Here is an 18,510-nt window from a genome sequence, read left to right as displayed (position 1 = left end):
GAAGATTGTGCCTATACAGAATACATTGCCCTGCAGGATGGTATAAATAAGGCATCCTGTATGGCAGATCGTGGACATTGTAACGATTCATAAAAAAAGGGGGGTGTTGCACAGGACGTGCAACACCCCCCCCTTTTTTCCCCCTTACACCACCGGGTCGATCATGCCCCGGCTGCGCATTTCCTGGGCCTCCTGGCGCAGGCGTTCGATCCGCTTTTCGGTAGGCGGATGGGTACTGAAAATGGCCTGGGCATCTTTGGCAGAGAACGGAGAAATGATGAACATATGGGCCGTGGCTTCCGTGGCCCGGGGCATGGTCCGGGTACGGGCATACCCTTCGATCTTTTCCAGGGCGTCTGCCAGGGCATCCGGGTCCCCGCTGAGCTGGCCCCCGGTGAAATCGGCCATGTATTCCCGGGTACGGGAAATGGCCAGCTGGATCACCGCCGCGGCCAAAGGCGTCAGCACCAGCATCAGGATCCCGGCCAACGGATTGTTCCGCCGGTCATCCCGGTCCCCGCCGAACCAGAAGGCGAACCGGGCCATGACGGAAATGATCCCGGCCATGCCGGCGGCAATGGTGCTGATCAGGATATCGTTGTGCTTCACATGGCTCATTTCGTGGCCCAGCACCCCGGCCACTTCCCGGGGCGTGAGCATCTCCATGAGGCCTGTGGTGACACAGACCGCCGCATGTTCCGGATTCCGTCCGGTGGCAAAGGCATTGGGCAGCGCCGTATCCACCACATACACCCGGGGCATGGGCAGCTGGGCCCGCCGGGCCAGACTCTGCACAATGCCGTACAGCTGAGGAGCGCTCCCGGCGTCCACCGGCCGTGCATCATACTGGGCAATGACCAGTTTGTCACTGTACCAGTACAGCAATACATTGGAAATCAGAGAAAAGGCCAGCATCACGGTCATGCCGCTGCTGCCGCCGATATAGTCGCCGATCAGCAGCAGGAGACCGGTCATCAGGCCCATTAAGAGTGTGGTTTTCATCATGTTTTTTCACCTCGTTACGCTCTGGGATGGGTTTTGTCGAAGACTTTTTTCAACCGGTTGTTGGTAAGATGGGTATAGATCTGGGTGGTGGAAATGTCCGCATGGCCCAGAAGCTCCTGGACCGTCCGGAGGTCTGCCCCGTTGTCCAGCATGTGGGTGGCGAAAGAATGCCGGAGGATGTGGGGTGTAAGAGGCTTCTGGATCCCCGCCTTCACTCCGTAGGCCCGGATGATCTGCCAGAACCGCTGACGGGTCATGCCAGTGCCCCGGATGGTCAGGAACAGGCTGTCATCGTCCTTCCCGTTCTTCACAAAAAGAGGCCGCACTTCCGCCAGGTACTTTTTCAGGAACTGGATGGCGTACTGTCCCAGAGGGATCAGCCGCTCCTTGGATCCTTTCCCGTAGGCGATCACATACCGGGTCTCCAGGTTCACACTGGCCCGTTTCAGGTTCAGCAGTTCGGAAACCCGCATGCCCGTAGCGTACATCACTTCCAGCATGGTCCGGTCCCGGAACCCTTCCGGCTGGGTCAGGTCGGGAGCGGAAAACAGCTGCTTCACTTCCTCCAGGCTCATGACCTTGGGAAGCACCACTCCCCGGCTCCCTGCTTCCACCACTTCCGAAGGATCCTCTTCCAGGAACCCTTCAGCGGTCATAAAGCGGAAAAAGGCCTTGAGGGCCGCCAGCTTCCGGGAAGCAGAGGTGGGGGCGTACTGGTGCTGCTTCAGCATCCGCATGTACCCCAGGATATCTTCCCGCTGGACTTCTTCCAGGGGCTTTTTGATCCAGCCTGCAAACAGACGGAGATCCCGGCCATAGGATTCCCGGGTGTTGTAGGCCAGCCCCAGTTCCACTGTCAGATATTCCAAAAACAGATTGATTTCTTTTTCCAGTTTATTCCTTAGTGACACCCTGATCATTCCCTTTTTTCAGCACTAGAATTGCCTCGTTTTCCAAGGGAGCGATGGTGGAGATGGCATGTTTGTAGATCAGCTGCTGCTTCCCTTCACTTTCCATGATGACAGTGAAGTTGTCGAAGCCCCAGACCCTGCCACGGACCTGGAAGCCATTAAGGAGATACACCACAATGGTCTTTTTTTCGCTGCGTACTTTGTTCAGAAAGCTGTCCTGTAAATTCAATGGTTTATTGTTACCTGTTGTCATAGGTATTCCTTCTCTCTTGTTGGGATTTGGCACGGAGTCTGCCTGGGCAGCATCCGCCTTGAGCTTCAGTGGCCGAAGGGCCGCTTAACGCCTCAGGGTTCCTGTTGCGGAATAAACTTCTGTTCTGCCAGGGCTGCCAGCATGGCTGCGACACATTTCCCGTAATCGGGAGGATCGTCCAGCTGGAACCACTGGATGTAGGGCATTTTCTTGTACCAGGTGATCTGGCGCTTGGCAAAGTTCCGGGTGGCCTGTTTCAGTTTGGCGATGACTTCTTCTTTTGTCCATTCACCATGGAAATACTGAAGCACCTGCCGGTACCCGATGCTCTTCATGGACTGGGCCGTTTCCGGCACCCCCATGGCCACCAGCTTCCTGGTTTCTTCAAAAAGGCCCTGTTCCACCATAAGATCAACCCGCCGGTTGATCCGCTCATACAAAGAATCGCGAGGCATTGTCAACCCGAATACGACCGCCTGGTAGGGACTTTCAGTGGCCTTGGCCGTGGACACCCGGTCCCCGCCCCGGATCGTTTCGATTGCCCTTATTATACGCCTTCTGTCGTTAATCTTCAATTCATTGGCCTTTACCGGGTCTAATACTTTCAGCTTGTCATGAAGGGCCTCATTCCCTTCCCGGTCGGCGAATTCCTCCAGCTGCCGGCGCAGGGCAGAAGACTCGTCCACCCGGGAAAAATCGTAGGCTTCCAGCAGGGCCTTAATGTACAGACCGGTGCCTCCCACCAGGATGGGCACTTTCCCCCGGGCATTGCAGTCCCGGATCAGCCGGTCCGCCTGCTGCTGAAAATCCACCACGGAAAATTTGCCGTCCGGCTCCAGGATGTCCACCAGATGGTGGGGCACCAGGGCCAGTTCTTCCGCCGTAGGTTTGGCGGTGGCAATGTCCATGTGTTTGAACACCAGCATGGAATCTCCGGAAATGATCTCTCCCCCCAGTTTTTGGGCCAGGGCGATGCCGCAGTGGCTTTTGCCGGTGGCAGTGGGGCCGATGATGGCAATGACTCTGGGTTTATTTTCCATCCTGGTCCCCTTCCTCCCGGAGGATGATTCCGTACCGGAGCTTGCTGTATTTGCCTCCCTGGATCTCCCGGGCTCCCAGGCTCCGGAGCAGGTCTTCATCCCGCTCCTTCACCACCACCCGGGGGGCCAGCCGCAGGGCGTCCCGGATCATCCCGGCATCCAGGGGCTTGTGGTAGGAGGCGGGCCGGAGAGGCTGCATGCTGGCAGAATTCCCCACCGGTTTCCGGAACATGGGGTCGAAATAGACCACATCAAAGGAATCGGCAGGAAAAGCAGGCAAAAGGTCCTCCGCCTTCCCCAGCCGGGGTTCAATCCGCCGGAGGCTGGCGGTAATGTCCGGGTCCTCGATCTCGTAGTGCTGCAGTCCCTGGGCCACAGCCCAGTACAGCACCGGGGAGGCTTCCAGCCCCACCACTTTCCCGGCAGGGCCCACCAGGAAGGAGGCCACCACTGCATCTGCCGCCAGGCCCAGGGTGCAGTCCAGTACCCGCATGCCGGGCCGGAAGCCGCAGGCCTGGGCCAGATGGTCCGACCCGCCCCGCTTCAGGTTCCGGATCCGGGGCACCCCCATGGAGGGATGGTATTTCAGGATCCCTTCTTCCGTATACACCTGGGGTCCCTGATGGGTGGCCACCAGCACCGCCTTCAGCCCCCTGTCCCGAAGCAGCTGGTCCAGGGTACCGTGGATGGGCCGGGGAATATAGGGCAGATCCAGGGTGCGGGCCCAGCTTTGGGCTTCGTTGTACAGTTCGGTGCCGCATTTCCGGATGGCCGTCACCGCATAGATGGACATGAATGGATCGCTCCTTCCTCAGGTTCGTTTGAACATATGGTACAGTTCGTCGCTGGTCAGCTGGATCATGCAGGGCCGGCCATGGGGACAGGTAAAGGGATGCTCCGTGTTGAGAAGCTCCAGGATCAGCTGACGCATCTGCCGGATGTTCAGCACTTCCCCGGCCCGGATGGCGCTGTGGCAGGCGGCGTAATGGAGCACGCTTTCCCGCAGGTCGCTGGCCTTGATTTTTTTGTTTTCCGACAGCAGCTTCAGGATGTCTTCAATGAACCCTTCCGCCTGGCTGCTTTCCACATCCGCCGGCAGGGCGGACACCCGGAGGGAGGTTTCTCCCGCCGGTTCCACATCCACCCCCAGCTTCAAAAATTCATCCCGATATTCCTCGATCAGGTCCACATCGGGCCGGGTCACATTGAGGAAGAGAGGGAGCAGCAGCTGCTGGGAGGGGATTTCCTGCTGCTGGCGGATGAATTTGTCGTACATGATCCGCTCGTGGGCGGCATGCTGGTCGATAAGATACAGGGCAGTTTCCGACTGGGCGATGATGAACACCCGGTCCACCTGGCCCAGAGGCCAGATCAGGTCCACACCGCTGGCCAAAGCGCCGTCCCGGGCTTCTTCCGTAAGGGTCTCATCGCTGAGAGAAGCCTCTTCTCCCGGTCGGGATGCCGGCAGAGCCTCCCCTTCAGGAGCCGGATTCCCGGCACCGGCCGTTTCCCCGGAGGCTCCCAGGTCGTCCCGGCGCTGGGCTGCAAAGAATTTCGCTGTGGTGTCTTCGGAAATGGCATCTGGGACCTTCCACACCGGCTGCCCGTAGCTGCCGGAAGGACTGGAGGCATAGCTCCGTCCGAAGGCGCTGGTCCGGGGCTGGTACCCTTTGTCGCCCCCCTGGAACAGGGGCTTCTGTTCCGGTTCAGGGGCTCTCCCGGCCGGAACTCCCGCCAATGGCGGTTCCATTTTCCGGAATCCGGGCTGGGCCAGGGCCACGGACCCGTCCCCTTCCCTCTTCCCGGCCATGGGCTGGGTAAGAGCCTGACACAGACCATGGTACACCGCCCGGTACACGGCACTTTCATCCCCGAATTTGATCTCGCTTTTCTGGGGATGGACGTTGATGTCGATGAGGTGGGTATCGATGCCGATGTTCAGCACCGCAAAGGGGAACCCGGCCTTGGGGATCTGGGACTGGTAGGCATGGTCGATGGCCTTGCTCACCATACGGTTGTTGATGCACCGGCCGTTCACGAACAGGGTCTGCCACTGGCGGGTGCCCTTCAGCAGAGTGGGACGGCTGATGAACCCTTTCAGGGTGATCCCGTCCTGGGCATAATCCACCGTCAAGAGTTCCTTGGTCACTTCTTTCCCGTACAGGGATTCAATGGTATCCACCAGGTCCCCGCTGCCCGGCGTGTTGATGACTTCCTTGTCGTCCCGGGTAAGGACCAGGTGCACATCGGGCCGGGACAGGGCGATTTTGGAGAGGATGTCGCTGATGTAACGGCCTTCGGTATTCACCGTCCGGAGAAACTTCCGCCGGGCAGGCACGTTGTAGAACAGGTCCTTTACCGTAATGGTGGTGCCCACGTCGCCCCCCATGGTTTCCACGTCCAGGTTCTCTCCTCCGTCAAGGGTGATCCGGGTGGCGAATTCCGCCCCGGTCTCCCGGGTGAGCAGGGTGAAGTGGGATACAGAGGCGATGCTGGGCAGAGCCTCTCCCCGGAATCCCAGGGTATGGAGGGTCAGCAGGTCGTCCGCTTTCACGATCTTGCTGGTGGCATGGCGCAGGATGGCCATCCGGGCGTTGGCTTCGTCCATGCCGGACCCGTTGTCCCGGACCCGGATGAATTCCGTCCCCCCGGCGAAAATGCTCACTTCTATGGTATCGGCGCCGGCATCCAGAGAATTCTCCACCAGTTCCTTCACCACGGAAGCGGGTTTTTCCACCACTTCCCCGGCTGCGATCTGGTTGGAGGTGTTCTGGTCCAGCAGCTGCACTTTGACACTCATCAGCTGCGGCCTCCTTCCCGTTTGGCTTCTTCCTGGAGCTTGTACAGGGTGTTCAGGGCTTCCAGGGGCGTCATGGTCATCACATCCAGGTTCCGGAGGGTGTCTCCGATCACGTCTCCGAAGAGACTGGGCTGGAGATCCTCTTCTTTGGGTGCAGGGGCTTTGGCCGGAGCCGGTGCCGCCGGTTTCACAGCCGTTCCCTGGGCGGTGTATTCTTCCAGCAGTTCATCCGCCCGTTTCACCACTTTTTCCGGCAGCCCCGCCAGCCGGGCCACATGGATCCCGTAACTTTTATCGGTGCCCCCGGGGACGATCCGCCGGAGGAACACCACTTCCTTCCCTTTTTCCTTTACGGCCACGGAATAGTTTTTGATCCCCGGATCCAGCTGTTCCAGTTCGATCAGTTCGTGATAATGGGTGGCAAAAAGGGTCTTGGCCTTGATTCTGTCGTTGATGTACTCCACCACCGCCCGGGCAATGCTCATGCCGTCGTAGGTGCTGGTGCCCCGGCCTACTTCATCCAGGATGATCAGGCTGCGGCTGGTGGCGTATTTCAGGATGTTGGCCACTTCGTTCATTTCCACCATGAAGGTGCTCTGGCCGGTGGCCAGGTCGTCGCTGGCCCCCACCCGGGTAAAGATCCGGTCCACCGGGCACACGTCCGCTTCCCGGGCCGGGATGAAGCTGCCCATCTGGGTCATGAGGGTCAAAAGGGCCACCTGGCGCATGTAGGTGGATTTCCCGGCCATGTTGGGGCCGGTAAGGATGATCAGCCGTTCATCGGTGTTGTTCAGATGCACATCGTTGGGCACGAACAGTTCCCGTTCCAGGAGCTTTTCCACTACCGGGTGCCGGCCGTCTTTGATGGTGATTTCCTGCCGGTCATTGAGCCGGGGGCACACATAGTTCCCCTTGAAGGCAGCCATGGCAAGGGAATAGAGCACATCCAGCACCCCCAGGGCCCGGGCGGTTTCCTGGACTTCCACCAGATGGCCCCGGATATCCTGGCGGATCTCGTTGAACAGGTAGTATTCCAGCTGCTGGATCTTTTCCTTGGCGCTGAGGATCTTGTTTTCGAACTCCTTCAGTTCCGGCACAATGTACCGTTCCCCGTTCACCAGGGTCTGCTTCCGGATAAAGGTATCCGGCACCTGGGACACCTGGCCTTTGGACACTTCGATGTAGTAGCCGAAGACCTTGTTGTACCCCACTTTCAGATTCTTGATGCCGGTCTGGTCCTTGATTTTCTGTTCGAAGTTCAGCATCCACTGGTTGTTGTTTTCCGCAATATCGTGGACTTCGTCCAGTTCGGCGTTGAAGCCTTTCCGGATCATGCCCCCTTCCCGGACGGTAAAGGGCGGGTCATCCACAATGCCCCGTTCCAGTTCGTCCAGCAGATCCTCATGGAGGCTGATCCGGCTGTCCAGGGTATGGAGCAGCCCCTGGGGCACCTGGTCCAGCAGATTTTTCACCTGGGGCAGGGCCCGGAGAGCGGTCCGCAGGGAAGCCAGGTCACGGGCGTTGGCGGAACCCACTTCGATCCGGGACAGGATCCGTTCCAGGTCGGTGATTTCCCCCAGGGCATCCCCCAGGTCCGTCCGGAGCCGGGCATTGTCCACCAGGGTACCGATGGCCTGCTGCCGGAGCCGGATCCGGGCGGTGTCCAGAAGGGGTGCTTCCACCCACTGGCGGAGCTGCCGGGCCCCCATGGCGGTGCGGGTGTAGTCCAGTACATCCAGCAGGGTGCCGTGGCGGGTGCCGTCCTTCATGTTCTTCACCAGTTCCAGGTTCCGGATGGCGGTGGCGTCCAGGTTCATCACCGCATCGGTGGTGATTTCCCGGAGCCGGTTGATCTGGGCCAGATCACTTTTCACATTTTCGTGGATGTACTGGAGCATGTGCTCCACAGTGCCCCGGACCAGAGGGATTTTTGCCCCCGGGCTGTCACTGCCGAAATGGCGGGTGAAGTAATCCAGTTCCGGGATGGGGTCCCAGTGGTTGATCATGCAGTCCGGCAGCTTCTGGACCATTTTGTCCAGGAGGGTACCGAAAGCTTCGTTGGGTTCGGTAAGCACCAGTTCCGCCGGCTGGATCCGGTACAGCTGGTCCAGCACTGCTTCTTCCCGGTCTTTGCCCCGGGCGGTGTACCAGGCACATTCCCCAGTGGATACGTCGGCGTAGGAAAGGCACAGGGTGTCCTGATCCTGTTCCAGACAGGCCAGGTACTGGTTGTGGCTTTCTTCCAACACCGCATCGCTGAGCACCGTTCCCGGGGTCAGGATCTTGGTCACCTGACGCTTTACGATGCCCACGGCTTTTTTGGGGTCTTCCATCTGGTCGCAGATGGCGATTTTGTACCCCTTCCGGATCAGCTTGGCCAGGTACCCGTCCACCGAATGGAAAGGCACCCCGCACATGGGCATGGAACTGGAAGCCCCGGCTTTTCCCCCGGCCCTCTTGGTCAGGGTCAGGTTCAGTTCCCGGGAGGCGGTAAGGGCATCTTCATTGAACAGTTCGTAGAAATCTCCCAGACGGAAGAACAGCAGCTCATCCTTGTGCTGTTCCTTGATTTCCAGATACTGCTGAAGCATGGGTGTCAGTGCGGTCATAAGGCAGCACGACCTTTAAGGAGCCAGGTCTGGGCGGTTTCGATGGTCACCGGGACCACATCTCCCGGGTTGAAGAACCGCTCTCCCACCGGCCACAGCACCAGTTTGTTCCCATCGGTGCGGCCGCTCCACATTTTGCTGTTGTTGTGGCTGAGCCCTTCCACCATCACCGGCAGGGTGCGTCCCACCAGTTTCTGATTGTGTTTCAGGCTGTGCCGGTTCTGAAGTTCCATAAGCCGGTTCAGCCGTTCCTTCTTCACCTTGTCCGGCACCTGATCTGCCATGGTGGCAGCCGGGGTCCCGGACCGTCTGGAATAGATGAAGGTATAGGCGGCGTCGTAGCTGACGGTATCGAACAGGCTCAGGGTCTCTGCAAAATCTTCTTCCGTCTCCCCGGGGAAGCCTACGATGATGTCAGTGGTGAGCACTGCCTCCGGCACATATTTCCGGATGGTGTCCACCAGTTGCAGGTAGGATTCCCGGGTGTAGCCCCGGTTCATGGCCTGCATGATCCGGGTGCTGCCGCTTTGGACAGGGATGTGGAAATGCTTGCACACATGTTTGCTTTCCGCCACAGTGCGGATCAGTTCCTCGCTCATGTCACGGGGATGGCTGGTCATGTACCGGACCCGTTCCACCCCGGGGATGGCGTCCACCTGGCGGAGGAGAGCAGCAAAGGCATCTTTTTCTCCCCGGTCCTTGCCGTAGGAGTTCACGTTCTGGCCCAAAAGGGTGAATTCCCGGTAGCCCTGGTCCACGGCCTGCTTGATTTCTTCACAGATGGCATCGGCGCTCCGGCTCCGTTCCCGGCCCCGGACATAGGGGACGATGCAGTAGGTGCAGAAATTGTTGCAGCCGTACATGATGGGTACCCAGGCGGCATAGCTGCTTTTCCGGACGAAATGCCCCTCGAATTCCCTGGGCATTACCGTCAGATCGTTGTACATCCCCGCCTTCCGGTCGTTCTGCTGGAGATAATCCTGCAAAATGGCGCTGAAGTTGTTTACATGGGCAGTGCCGATAAGCAGGTCCACCTGGGGATACTTTTTCAAAAAGTCCTCCCCGTCTTTTTGGGCCATGCAGCCGGTAACGCACAGGACCTTGGAAGGATCTTCCCGTTTGACCTGCTTCATCTCCCCGATTTTTCCCAGGATCTTCTTTTCCGCGCTTTCCCGGACGCAGCAGGTGTTGATGAGGATCACATCCGCATCGTGATAGTCTTCCGTATAATGGTACCCCAGGTCGGACAGCTGCCCGGCATAATGTTCCGAATCACTCTCGTTCATCTGACAGCCGTAATTCAGAATGGTGTAACTTTTGGTCATTGGTTTTCTGTTTCCCTTCTATATAGAGTAACTAATTGGTAGTAAAAAGTCTCAATAGTTTATTATATGATGAAATGAAAAAAAAAGGAAGGGGTGGTTCCCCCTTCCTTCTTCACTCTCCACTCATATCAAGGCATCCCCGGGAAACTGGTCACGTACTTGATCCGGATGTCCGGGAAACTGGTGACGAACTGGATGGTAAAGTCTTCGCCGTATTCCACGAACTGCCATTCCCCGATGGCGGACGGAAAATGATCCACCACTTTCACCTTCAGATCCGGAAAACTGGTGACCACCTGGACTTTGATGTCCGGATTGTATTCCACCACCCGTACTTTGCCGGCCATGCGGATACCGTTAAAGGTTCCGTCAGCACTGATGGGAGAAGAAGCCAGGGCTGCAGAAGCCCACAGCAGGCTCAGGAGCACCGTCAGGAGACCCACCAGGTTCCGTGTCATTTTTTTCATCCCAATCCCTCCTCTGGCTGAATATTCTGTATCCATTATACCATAAGAAGGGGCTGTTGCCCATGCAACAGCCCCTTTTTCAAAGGTCAGCTTTGCTGCCCCCCTACTTCTCCGGCCCTGCCTCGTGGACATGGGCGATGGGGATCCATTTCTTCTGGGGAAAGAATACGGACCAGACGGCCACCAGGGACAGGAAAATGCAGAAGAACCCTCCTGTAAGGATCCCGGGAAGCATTTTCTTCACCGGCAGATCCCCCTCTTTGATGGCGCAGGTGCCCATAACAAGGCTCAGCACATAGAGCATGGTCCACCAAAGGATGTCCTTGCCGGCCAGAGGTGGAAGTCCATTCAAGGCCCGGTTTCCCACCCACAGTACATTGGTGAGGAAATAGAACCCGAACACCACACACATGAGCATGGGGACGAAATTATCGATGAGCCGGGCGTCCGGCCGGGCCCGGAAATGGGCCAGCCATTCCTTCCGGTACAGCCGGGCAATCTGGTAGTTCCCGGTCATCCACCGGCGGAGCTGGCTCACCATGCCCCGGAGGGTCACCGGCTGTTCGTCATAGAACCGGGCTTTGTCCTGGTATTCAGAGAAGACACCCTTAAAATTCTGCTGCATGGAAAATTCCATGTCTTCCACAATGGTCCGGGTATGCCAGCCGTCCGGTTCCAGCAAAGAAGCATCGAACCCGAACCCGGTGCCGGAGATGATCCCGGGCAGATCCACATTGTACCGGGGTTTGCTGAACAGATCCACACTGAGCCAGTACATGCTGTACCACTGGGAGATCAGATTGTCAAAGGGGTTGAGAGGCAGCCGGTTCCCCATCACCAGCCGGGCGCCCCGGCGGAAACTCCAATCCAGGGCGGACAAAAATCCCCGGTCCGCCATATTGTCCGCATCGAAGATCACAATATGGCTGAATTCCCGTCCGTACTGTTTCCGGATCCGGGGGATGCCCCAGCTGAGCACCGCCCCTTTTCCGGTCCGGGGTCCTTCCTGCCTTTCCAGCACGGTTACATGAGGGTACCGGCGTCCCACCTCCGCCGTGGCATCGTCACAGTGATCCGCCAGCAGGAACACCCGGTACAGCTCACCAGGGTAGTCCTGATCTTCCAGGCTCTGGAACAGTTTGCCCACCACATTGGCCTCGTTATGGGCACACACCAGCACGGCGAACCGGCTGGGTCCCGCCACCACCGGCCGTTTTTTCCGCCGGGTCACCAGACCCAGGAACACGGTGCTGCAGGTCCAGAGAAAGGTCAGCACCAGCAGCAGTTGGACAATGAAGGTCAGTACATACATCATGGAAAGTTCCTCACACAGCCGTCAGGATGAACAGGAGCGCCGCAAAGATCCCCATTACATATTCCACAATGATCAGTTCAAATTCATTGGGGAAGATAAAGGCCAGCCCCAGCCCCAGAAAGCCTCCGGTAAGGGTGATCCGGAGCATGGCCACCGCCATGCTCCGGGTGGTGCCTTTGCTGTCCCGGATCCGGTTCCACAGGGCTTCTCCCGCCCCCCGGAACATCCGGGGTGCCGCCTGGCTGTACACCAGAAAGCCCCCCACCACCGTAAACACCAGGGAAGCCAGGAAGATCCGGGGATAGGATGCCGGGAAGGGCACCACCTGGTACAGGTCCCCGCCCACCGCAGGGAACACTGCCATGGGTACGGCTCCGATCAGGCTCAGGATAAAGAACATGGTAGCCGTCCGCTGGTCTTCCACACACAGGTAGGGTTCCTGGGGAGACCGCATCCCCTGCCACACCCGGAAGGGCAGATAGGCGGACAGCAGGGCCCCCAGGAATTCAATGGGGATGAAATTGGAGTTGTCCCCGGTGAGGGCCATCCCCGCTGCTGCCCCCAGAGCCGCTGCCACCGCCCCGGTCCGGCCGAAGATCAGCCCGTAGGGTACGGACAGCATGGCCTGGATCCGGAGCCCGCTGAGGCCCGGCACCACCTGGTAGAATTGAGAAACCGCAAATAAAACTGCATACAGAAAGAACAGGACCGCACCTGTCTTCACACGTTCACCCATTATGATTCCCTGCTTTCGTCATTTGTTTCGTTGTTTGTCTTCTTTTTGCCGGAGTTCCTCCCACAGTTCCCCGATGGTCCGATGGAGCACTGGGTGGACCACCTGGGCCCCGATGGCTGCCAGAGGCTCCAGCACAAAGCTTCGGTTGGCCATGTCCGGATGGGGCAGCACCAGGTCATGGCTGTGGATCTGCTGATCTCCGAACAGGAGCAGATCCAGGTCGATGTTTCGTTCTCCCCAATGGCGTTTCCGCTGCCGGCCCATTTCCAGCTCAATGGCCAGAAGGGTATGGAGGAGACTTTCCGCATCCCCCTGCCACTCCACTTCCGCCGCTCCGTTGAGGAATTCCGGCTGGTCCGTCACCCCATAGGGTTCCGTGGTAATAAGGGGAGATACCTGGATCACCTGGATCCCGTGATGCTCCATCAGTTCCAGGGCCCGGCGGATGTTTGCTTCTTTATTCCCCAGGTTGCTGCCCAGGGCCACATAGGCTACTGACATGCCCGGATCGCCTCCAGCATCCGGATCAGCCGGACATTTTCCTTCACATCGTGGACCCGGACCATCTGGGCGCCAGCGTACACGGCGGCTGCCGAAAGAGCCATGGTCCCTTCCAGCCGTTCTTCCGTGGGAAGCCCACCCAGCACCTTGCCGATGAACCCCTTCCGGGAGCCGGCCAGGAGCACCGGGATCCCGTGGCCGGTCATTTCTCCCAGCCCGCTGCACAGGGCCAGGTTCCCTTCCAGGTCCTTGGCAAAGCCCAGACCCGGATCCAGGATCACCTTGTTCTTCCCCAGTCCTGCTTCCTGGCAGGCTGCCGCCCGCTCCAGCAGGTACTGGGACACTTCTCCCGCCACATTGTGGTAGGTCTTCAGTTCGTCCCCCATCATGGTCTTGGGGGTGCCCCGCATGTGCATGAGCACCAGGGGAGCCTTGGCCCGGGCAGCCACATCCAGCATCCGGCCGTCCCCGGTAGCGGCGGTAACGTCGTTGATGATATCCGCCCCGGCTTCCAGGGCCGCTTCCGCCGTCTCTGCATGGTAGGTATCCACACTGAGGATGCTCTCCGGGAAATGCTTCCGCAAAGCAGCCAGAGCCCCGGTTACCCGGCGTTTTTCCTCTTCCGGAGTTACCGGATCCGCTCCCGGCCGGGTGGATTCTCCTCCGATATCCAGCAGGTCCGCCCCGTCCCGGAGCATGGTTTCCGCCTTGGCCAAAAGGGCCTGTTCTCCGCTGATCCGGGAACCGGCATAGAAGGAATCCGGGGTCACGTTCAAAATCCCCATGACCCGCATTTTCTCATAGGTCAGCTTCCGGCCGTCGGCCAGTACCGTCACCAGGGTCCCCGGTTCCAAAAACTCCCACAGATCGTCCATAATGGCCTGGATCCCGAACCAGTTGGCCATGGAGCCCAGCTTCTTCACCAGGTCCCGGTACTGACGCCGGTTTCCCAGAAGGATCACATCCACCCGGTCCAGGCTGCAGTTGATGGTGCCCTTGGGGTTCACACATTCCCCTCCCAGAGCCAGCATTTCCTGTTTCAGGATGTTGGCGGCGGGAGTGCGGATCTGGAGCAGTTTCAGGGGCAGCACGGAAGCCTTGGGTTCCATAAGCTGGATGCCCATGGGATGGACTTCGATTTTTTCCATTTCATAACGGATCCGTTCAGGAGGAATGGTCAGATACATGTCACACCTCTTTTTCTACTGTAGCAAAGGCATTGTGGTTGTGGATGCTCTCCTCGCTTTCCACGGTGACCGTATACCAGTCGATCCGGGGATCGGCATTGAGCTGCAAAGCGATTTCCCGGACCGCGTCCTCCACGAACCGGGGATTCTCATAAGCCATTTCCGTGACGCATTTTTCGTCCGGCCGTTTCAAAAGAGAATACAGAGGAGTGGAAGCGCCTTTTTCCGCCATATCCACCAGTTCTTCGATCCACACCGGCTGGGAAGAACGGATGCGGATCCGGGCCCAGGCCCGCTGGTTGTGGGCCCCGTATTTGCTGATTTCCTTGGAACAGGGGCACAGGGTGTGGATGGGTACATCCACGCCCACTTCCAGGGAGAAGGTGTCCCCTTTTTCCGCCTTGAAATGGCAGTCCACGTCCAGATAGCTTTCGATGCCGCTGACAGGAGCCTTTTTGGTGATGAAATAGGGGCAGGAAAATTCCAGCAGGGCCTTCCGGGCTTCCAGTTTCTGCCGGAGCCCGTCCAGTACTTCTTCCAGTTCGTGGGGACGGATGGGGCCCACCTGCTTCAGGCATTCCACGAAACGGCTCATGTGGGTGCCCCGCTGTTCCTGGGGCAGATCCACTGCCAGGGCCACTTCCGCCACCGTATGCTGGCTGCCTTTTTCCCGGTCCGCCAGCACAATGGGCCACCGGAGGTTCCGGATGCCCACATGTTTCAGTGCAATGTGACGCAGATCCTGCTGCGCCTGGACATCTTTCAGCATGATTCACCTCGGTACACAATGCCGCTGGTCTTGGTTTCCCAGACCTGGACTTCATAGAGGGCATAGTTGGCCCCGGTGAGCGGCTCCTTCAGTTTGTTCCACACCCAGACAGCAATGTTTTCCGCAGAGGGCTGGGGCAGGATGTCGTTGAGGCAGTGATGGTCCAGCTGGTCCACCACCAGATCCTTCACCGTGTGCTTGAACTGGACAAAATCCAGCACCATGCCTTCCTGGTCCGGATGGCCTTCCACTTTTACCACCAGCTTGTAGGTGTGGCCATGGAGATGCTCGCATTTGCCGTGGTAATTGGGCAGGTAATGGGCTGCGTCAAACTCAAATTCCTTGATACAGATCATATGGTTCCCTCCTGGAGATCAAAATCGTTTTGCCGCAAAGCTTCGTAAAGGACAATGGAAACCGAATTGGCCAGGTTCAGGGACCGGGCTTCGGAAACCATGGGGATCCGCACACATTCCTCTCCATGGGCCAGCCGGAAGTCTTCCGGGAGGCCGGCGCTCTCCTTGCCGAAGATCAGCAGGGAATCAGGTCCGTAATGGACCCGGCTGTAGGATTTGTGGGCGTGGGTGGTCAAGAGGAAGCGGGGGCTGTCCGGATAGGCGGCCAGCACTTCTTCCACGGAATCATAATAGTGGATGTCCACCAGGTGCCAGTAGTCCAGACCGGCCCGTTTCAGATATTTGTCATCCACGGAAAAGCCCAGGGGCCGGACCAGATGGAGACTGGCTCCTGTGGCGGCGCAGAGCCGGGCAATGTTCCCGGTATTCCCGGGGATTTCCGGCTCCACCAGTACAATGTGCATCATTTCAATACGCCTCCATCCCAGTCATTGCCGGAAATGGCGATGATTTTTTTCATTTGTTCGTGGAGATTCAGGATTTTCTCCGCATAATAGCTGCCGGTGGCCCATTTTCCGTTGAGCTGGGACCAGCGGGTGTAGAAGCCGTTCTGGACCTTGCCCTTGTACACCAGATAGTACCGGGGGTCGATCACCGGGGTAGCCGGCAGCCGGTCGGTGGTATAGGCCATAAGATGCTGGACATGGGCCCGGACCCCGTCCCTGGGGGTGGGGAACCAGGCGCCCTGGACCGTAGCGCTGGTGGTCCCCAGACCGCAGAAGTTGTTCTGGGCCGGGACCACCGTGCCCCCGAACCGGAAGAATCCGGTTTCCAGCAGGGCCTGGCAGAACACGATGTCCCACCGGAGTCCTTCCCGGCTGGCTTCCTGGTAGTACAGATCCACGATCTGTTCCGGGGTGGCCTTGATGGGCAGTTTGGGATTGTACCGGCGGAGCAGCACCACCGCCTGGTCCCGGGTGGCTTCGCCGGGTCCGGCAATGGTCACTTCCTGGTAGTTGTCCGGCAGTTCCCAGATCTTCGCCCTGGTGGTCAGATGGTTGATGATGATCTGCAGGCTGGGATCCGTGATCACCCGGTCCTGGTTTTCCAGCTTCAGCAGTTTGTCCGGGTCCGGCCACCGGGGCAGGGTAAGCCTTTCTCCCACTACAGCGATCATACCCTTCCGGATCACCAGGCTGTCCTGGTCCGCCGGCCCCAGATCCCGGATCACCGGAGTCCTGGGCCGTTCATTTTCTCTGTCCCGGCGTTTTTCCTTTTTGGGAGGTTCCGCCGTATGAGTCTTTTCTTCCCGGGCCGGTTTCTTCTCCTGCAGGTCCCGGGCTTTTTTCTGTTTCCGGTCCTTTTTGTCCTCTTCTTTCCGGTGCCGCCGGATCCGTTCCCGGAAGCTCAGGGGCTTTTTCTCCTGCTCCTCATCTGTTTTCCGGACTTCTTCTTTTCTCTGTACTTTTTCTTTCGTGTCCTGTTTCTTTTTTTGGACATGGGACAGCGGTCCGTCAGTTTCGTCCAAAAGGACGGTTTCCGCCGGCTTCACACCCTGTTCCAGGGGAGAGGCCCAGGCGGTGCCGGTCCCCAAAAGGCCGGCCAGTACAAGGCCCAGGGCCAGCCGTTTCTGTTTCTTGTTCAATGGGTCATACCTCGTTACTCAATAGATTTTTGGGAGCCAGGCTCCCCTTCCCCACTGTCTTCCTTATTTTTCCCCAGTTTTTTGCCGGGGGAACACCCACAGGCTCACCAGCATCACCACAGCAGCCACAATGATCCCCAGGCTGGTGGAATTCAGGATGCCGATGCCCTTGCCTCCATTGAAAAACTTCAGCCCCAGCACCACAGCCACCCCCAGAACGGCGGAACAGAAGGCCCCCCGGGTGGAGGCTTTTTCCGTAAACAGGCCGAACAGGAAGGGAGCTGCCAGAGATACGGTCATCAGGGAATAGAAAATGGCCAAAGCGGTAATGATGTTGGCCATGTAGCAGGCAATGAAGATCCCGGCGATGCCGCAGAGCACCGTCAGTTTCCGGCTGACCTTCAGCAGTTCCTCATCGGAAATATCCGGACGGAAGAAGGTTTTGTACAAATCCTTGGATAAAGAAGTGGCCAGCATATACAGCACCGTATCACAGGTGCTCACTTCCGCGGCAAAAATAGCAGAAAGGGCCAGTGCGGATACCCCGAAAGGCATCATTTCCTTCATGGCCTTGGGCAGGGCCAGTTCCTGGTTCCCCAGATCCGGAAAGGCCGCATAGGCGCACATCCCGATGAGCATGGGCAGGAAAGCGAACGCCAGTTGGACGATGCCGTTCCACAGGGTCCCCACTCGGACGGCTTTTTCATCTTTGGCCGCATAGACTTTCCCGATGAGCCCCGGAGAGATGCAGAAAGCCGGGGTCAGCATGAGGAAATACCCCACAATGGCGGTGGTGCCCATGCCATCCCAGGCAAAATACTTCGCCGTCAGGGCCGGATCGGCCATATGGCTGGCCACAGCGGCCTGGAGTCCACTCCATCCTCCCACATACTGGAGGGCAAAGGGCGTGGCAATGCAGAATCCCAAGAGTATCACGCTCAGTTCGATGATATTCACAATGGCGGCACTTTTGATGCCCCCGGCGGAAAAGTACAGAGTCACAACCACCGCGGCGATGATGATGCCGTAGAGTTTTTCAATCCCCGCCACCACATTCAGGATCCAGGCAATGCCCAGCAGCTGGCCGGAAAAAAGAGCCAGGGTGCCGATGGCCATCATGGTGGAGGTGACTCCCCGGAAAGCGTGGGAATAGCGGAAATCCAGATAATCCCCCATGGTGTAAAGATTGTGCTTCTGGGCCACTTTCCACACAGCCGGCCCTACAATGTAGGCCAGGATCAGAGACCCCAGGCCGCTGCAGCCGATCCACCACCAGCTGGAAACCCCGAATTTGTACGCCAGTCCCGTTACCCCCACTGTGGAACCTGCTCCGATGTTGGCTGCAATCAGGGTTGTGAACAAAAGCCCCGCATTGAAGGAGCGTCCGCCCACAAAGAAGTCCGCTGCACCTTTCACATGTTTCCCCACCAGATGACCCAGGAGGATCAGCAGCAGCGCATAACCTATAATAACCCCAAGATACAAATTCATGAAAATCACTCCACGTAGTTTATAGTAAGGTGCGACTGGAACTCAACAATCATCATTGTACTTTACTTGAGGCGTATTGTAAAGGAGGGGGTGACGCAAT

The 18,510-nt window shown here is 58.3% G+C and carries 18 protein-coding genes; all 18 read right to left on the bottom strand.

Annotation, left to right across the window (positions count from 1 at the left end; translation table 11 throughout):
* Window positions 1-144: 144 nt before the first annotated feature.
* Window positions 145-1,005: a zinc metalloprotease HtpX gene (gene htpX / locus ACTQY1_RS02765; protein WP_441373768.1), complete on the bottom strand. Its 861-nt coding sequence runs from the start codon at window positions 1,003-1,005 to the stop codon at window positions 145-147.
* Window positions 1,006-1,019: 14 nt separating this feature from the next.
* Window positions 1,020-1,925, bottom strand: a complete 906-nt coding sequence (gene xerD / locus ACTQY1_RS02760) for a site-specific tyrosine recombinase XerD (RefSeq protein ID WP_022488316.1) — start codon at window positions 1,923-1,925, stop codon at window positions 1,020-1,022.
* Window positions 1,900-2,169: an RNA chaperone Hfq gene (gene hfq / locus ACTQY1_RS02755; RefSeq protein ID WP_022488317.1), complete on the bottom strand. Its 270-nt coding sequence runs from the start codon at window positions 2,167-2,169 to the stop codon at window positions 1,900-1,902. Before hfq ends, xerD begins: the two co-directional genes overlap by 26 nt.
* Before the next feature lie 92 nt (window positions 2,170-2,261).
* Window positions 2,262-3,209, bottom strand: coding sequence for a tRNA (adenosine(37)-N6)-dimethylallyltransferase MiaA (miaA, locus tag ACTQY1_RS02750; protein WP_154488513.1), 948 nt, complete (start codon window positions 3,207-3,209; stop codon window positions 2,262-2,264).
* Window positions 3,199-4,002, bottom strand: coding sequence for a class I SAM-dependent methyltransferase (locus ACTQY1_RS02745; RefSeq protein WP_154488514.1), 804 nt, complete (start codon window positions 4,000-4,002; stop codon window positions 3,199-3,201). Before ACTQY1_RS02745 ends, miaA begins: the two co-directional genes overlap by 11 nt.
* A gap of 18 nt (window positions 4,003-4,020) precedes the next feature.
* On the bottom strand, window positions 4,021-6,009 hold the full coding sequence (mutL, locus tag ACTQY1_RS02740) for a DNA mismatch repair endonuclease MutL (protein WP_303225014.1): 1,989 nt from the start codon (window positions 6,007-6,009) through the stop codon (window positions 4,021-4,023).
* The gene (mutS, locus tag ACTQY1_RS02735; RefSeq protein WP_441373767.1) at window positions 6,009-8,618 is read right to left on the bottom strand and encodes a DNA mismatch repair protein MutS; all 2,610 of its coding nucleotides are present in this window, start codon (window positions 8,616-8,618) and stop codon (window positions 6,009-6,011) included. Before mutS ends, mutL begins: the two co-directional genes overlap by 1 nt.
* On the bottom strand, window positions 8,615-9,943 hold the full coding sequence (gene miaB / locus ACTQY1_RS02730; protein ID WP_441373766.1) for a tRNA (N6-isopentenyl adenosine(37)-C2)-methylthiotransferase MiaB: 1,329 nt from the start codon (window positions 9,941-9,943) through the stop codon (window positions 8,615-8,617). Before miaB ends, mutS begins: the two co-directional genes overlap by 4 nt.
* 128 nt (window positions 9,944-10,071) lie before the next feature.
* The gene (locus ACTQY1_RS02725) at window positions 10,072-10,401 is read right to left on the bottom strand and encodes a hypothetical protein (protein WP_154488537.1); all 330 of its coding nucleotides are present in this window, start codon (window positions 10,399-10,401) and stop codon (window positions 10,072-10,074) included.
* A 112-nt stretch (window positions 10,402-10,513) separates the two neighbouring features.
* Entirely contained in the window at window positions 10,514-11,725 is a 1,212-nt protein-coding gene (locus ACTQY1_RS02720; protein ID WP_441373765.1) for a glycosyltransferase family 2 protein, read from the bottom strand.
* Between the two features lie 10 nt (window positions 11,726-11,735).
* Window positions 11,736-12,461: a hypothetical protein gene (locus tag ACTQY1_RS02715; RefSeq protein WP_441373764.1), complete on the bottom strand. Its 726-nt coding sequence runs from the start codon at window positions 12,459-12,461 to the stop codon at window positions 11,736-11,738.
* A gap of 18 nt (window positions 12,462-12,479) precedes the next feature.
* Complete coding sequence (gene folK, locus ACTQY1_RS02710; RefSeq protein ID WP_441373763.1) at window positions 12,480-12,962, bottom strand: 2-amino-4-hydroxy-6-hydroxymethyldihydropteridine diphosphokinase; 483 nt, start codon at window positions 12,960-12,962, stop codon at window positions 12,480-12,482.
* Window positions 12,953-14,149 (bottom strand): dihydropteroate synthase, encoded by a 1,197-nt coding sequence (gene folP, locus ACTQY1_RS02705; RefSeq protein ID WP_441373762.1) that lies wholly within the window; start codon window positions 14,147-14,149, stop codon window positions 12,953-12,955. The genes folK and folP overlap by 10 nt, the downstream gene beginning before the upstream one ends.
* A gap of 1 nt (window position 14,150) precedes the next feature.
* Entirely contained in the window at window positions 14,151-14,915 is a 765-nt protein-coding gene (gene folE2, locus ACTQY1_RS02700) for a GTP cyclohydrolase FolE2 (protein WP_367996908.1), read from the bottom strand.
* Complete coding sequence (gene queD / locus ACTQY1_RS02695) at window positions 14,912-15,274, bottom strand: 6-carboxytetrahydropterin synthase QueD (protein WP_022488328.1); 363 nt, start codon at window positions 15,272-15,274, stop codon at window positions 14,912-14,914. Before queD ends, folE2 begins: the two co-directional genes overlap by 4 nt.
* Entirely contained in the window at window positions 15,271-15,738 is a 468-nt protein-coding gene (locus tag ACTQY1_RS02690; RefSeq protein ID WP_288219226.1) for a tRNA (cytidine(34)-2'-O)-methyltransferase, read from the bottom strand. Before ACTQY1_RS02690 ends, queD begins: the two co-directional genes overlap by 4 nt.
* The gene (locus tag ACTQY1_RS02685; protein WP_441373761.1) at window positions 15,738-16,919 is read right to left on the bottom strand and encodes a glucosaminidase domain-containing protein; all 1,182 of its coding nucleotides are present in this window, start codon (window positions 16,917-16,919) and stop codon (window positions 15,738-15,740) included. The genes ACTQY1_RS02690 and ACTQY1_RS02685 overlap by 1 nt, the downstream gene beginning before the upstream one ends.
* A gap of 63 nt (window positions 16,920-16,982) precedes the next feature.
* A complete protein-coding gene (locus tag ACTQY1_RS02680; protein WP_279127401.1) occupies window positions 16,983-18,410 on the bottom strand; it encodes a sodium:solute symporter family protein in 1,428 nt (475 codons plus the stop codon).
* Between the last annotated feature and the right edge of the window lie 100 nt (window positions 18,411-18,510).

The organism is Acidaminococcus sp. HCP3S3_G9_1, from assembly GCF_052122455.1.
Taxonomy (GTDB): Bacteria; Bacillota; Negativicutes; order Acidaminococcales; family Acidaminococcaceae; genus Acidaminococcus.
This window is presented reverse-complemented; position numbering and strand designations above follow the sequence as displayed.

What these genes read in the sequence shown, in the direction of transcription:
- htpX (WP_441373768.1), bottom strand. Translation starts at nt 1,005, where the DNA reads ATGATGAAAACCACACTCTTAATGGGCCTGATGACCGGTCTCCTGCTG.
- xerD (WP_022488316.1), bottom strand. Translation starts at nt 1,925, where the DNA reads ATGATCAGGGTGTCACTAAGGAATAAACTGGAAAAAGAAATCAATCTG.
- hfq (WP_022488317.1), bottom strand. Translation starts at nt 2,169, where the DNA reads ATGACAACAGGTAACAATAAACCATTGAATTTACAGGACAGCTTTCTG.
- miaA (WP_154488513.1), bottom strand. Translation starts at nt 3,209, where the DNA reads ATGGAAAATAAACCCAGAGTCATTGCCATCATCGGCCCCACTGCCACC.
- ACTQY1_RS02745 (WP_154488514.1), bottom strand. Translation starts at nt 4,002, where the DNA reads ATGTCCATCTATGCGGTGACGGCCATCCGGAAATGCGGCACCGAACTG.
- mutL (WP_303225014.1), bottom strand. Translation starts at nt 6,009, where the DNA reads ATGAGTGTCAAAGTGCAGCTGCTGGACCAGAACACCTCCAACCAGATC.
- mutS (WP_441373767.1), bottom strand. Translation starts at nt 8,618, where the DNA reads ATGACCGCACTGACACCCATGCTTCAGCAGTATCTGGAAATCAAGGAA.
- miaB (WP_441373766.1), bottom strand. Translation starts at nt 9,943, where the DNA reads ATGACCAAAAGTTACACCATTCTGAATTACGGCTGTCAGATGAACGAG.
- ACTQY1_RS02725 (WP_154488537.1), bottom strand. Translation starts at nt 10,401, where the DNA reads ATGACACGGAACCTGGTGGGTCTCCTGACGGTGCTCCTGAGCCTGCTG.
- ACTQY1_RS02720 (WP_441373765.1), bottom strand. Translation starts at nt 11,725, where the DNA reads ATGATGTATGTACTGACCTTCATTGTCCAACTGCTGCTGGTGCTGACC.
- ACTQY1_RS02715 (WP_441373764.1), bottom strand. Translation starts at nt 12,461, where the DNA reads ATGGGTGAACGTGTGAAGACAGGTGCGGTCCTGTTCTTTCTGTATGCA.
- folK (WP_441373763.1), bottom strand. Translation starts at nt 12,962, where the DNA reads ATGTCAGTAGCCTATGTGGCCCTGGGCAGCAACCTGGGGAATAAAGAA.
- folP (WP_441373762.1), bottom strand. Translation starts at nt 14,149, where the DNA reads ATGTATCTGACCATTCCTCCTGAACGGATCCGTTATGAAATGGAAAAA.
- queD (WP_022488328.1), bottom strand. Translation starts at nt 15,274, where the DNA reads ATGATCTGTATCAAGGAATTTGAGTTTGACGCAGCCCATTACCTGCCC.
- ACTQY1_RS02690 (WP_288219226.1), bottom strand. Translation starts at nt 15,738, where the DNA reads ATGCACATTGTACTGGTGGAGCCGGAAATCCCCGGGAATACCGGGAAC.
- ACTQY1_RS02680 (WP_279127401.1), bottom strand. Translation starts at nt 18,410, where the DNA reads ATGAATTTGTATCTTGGGGTTATTATAGGTTATGCGCTGCTGCTGATC.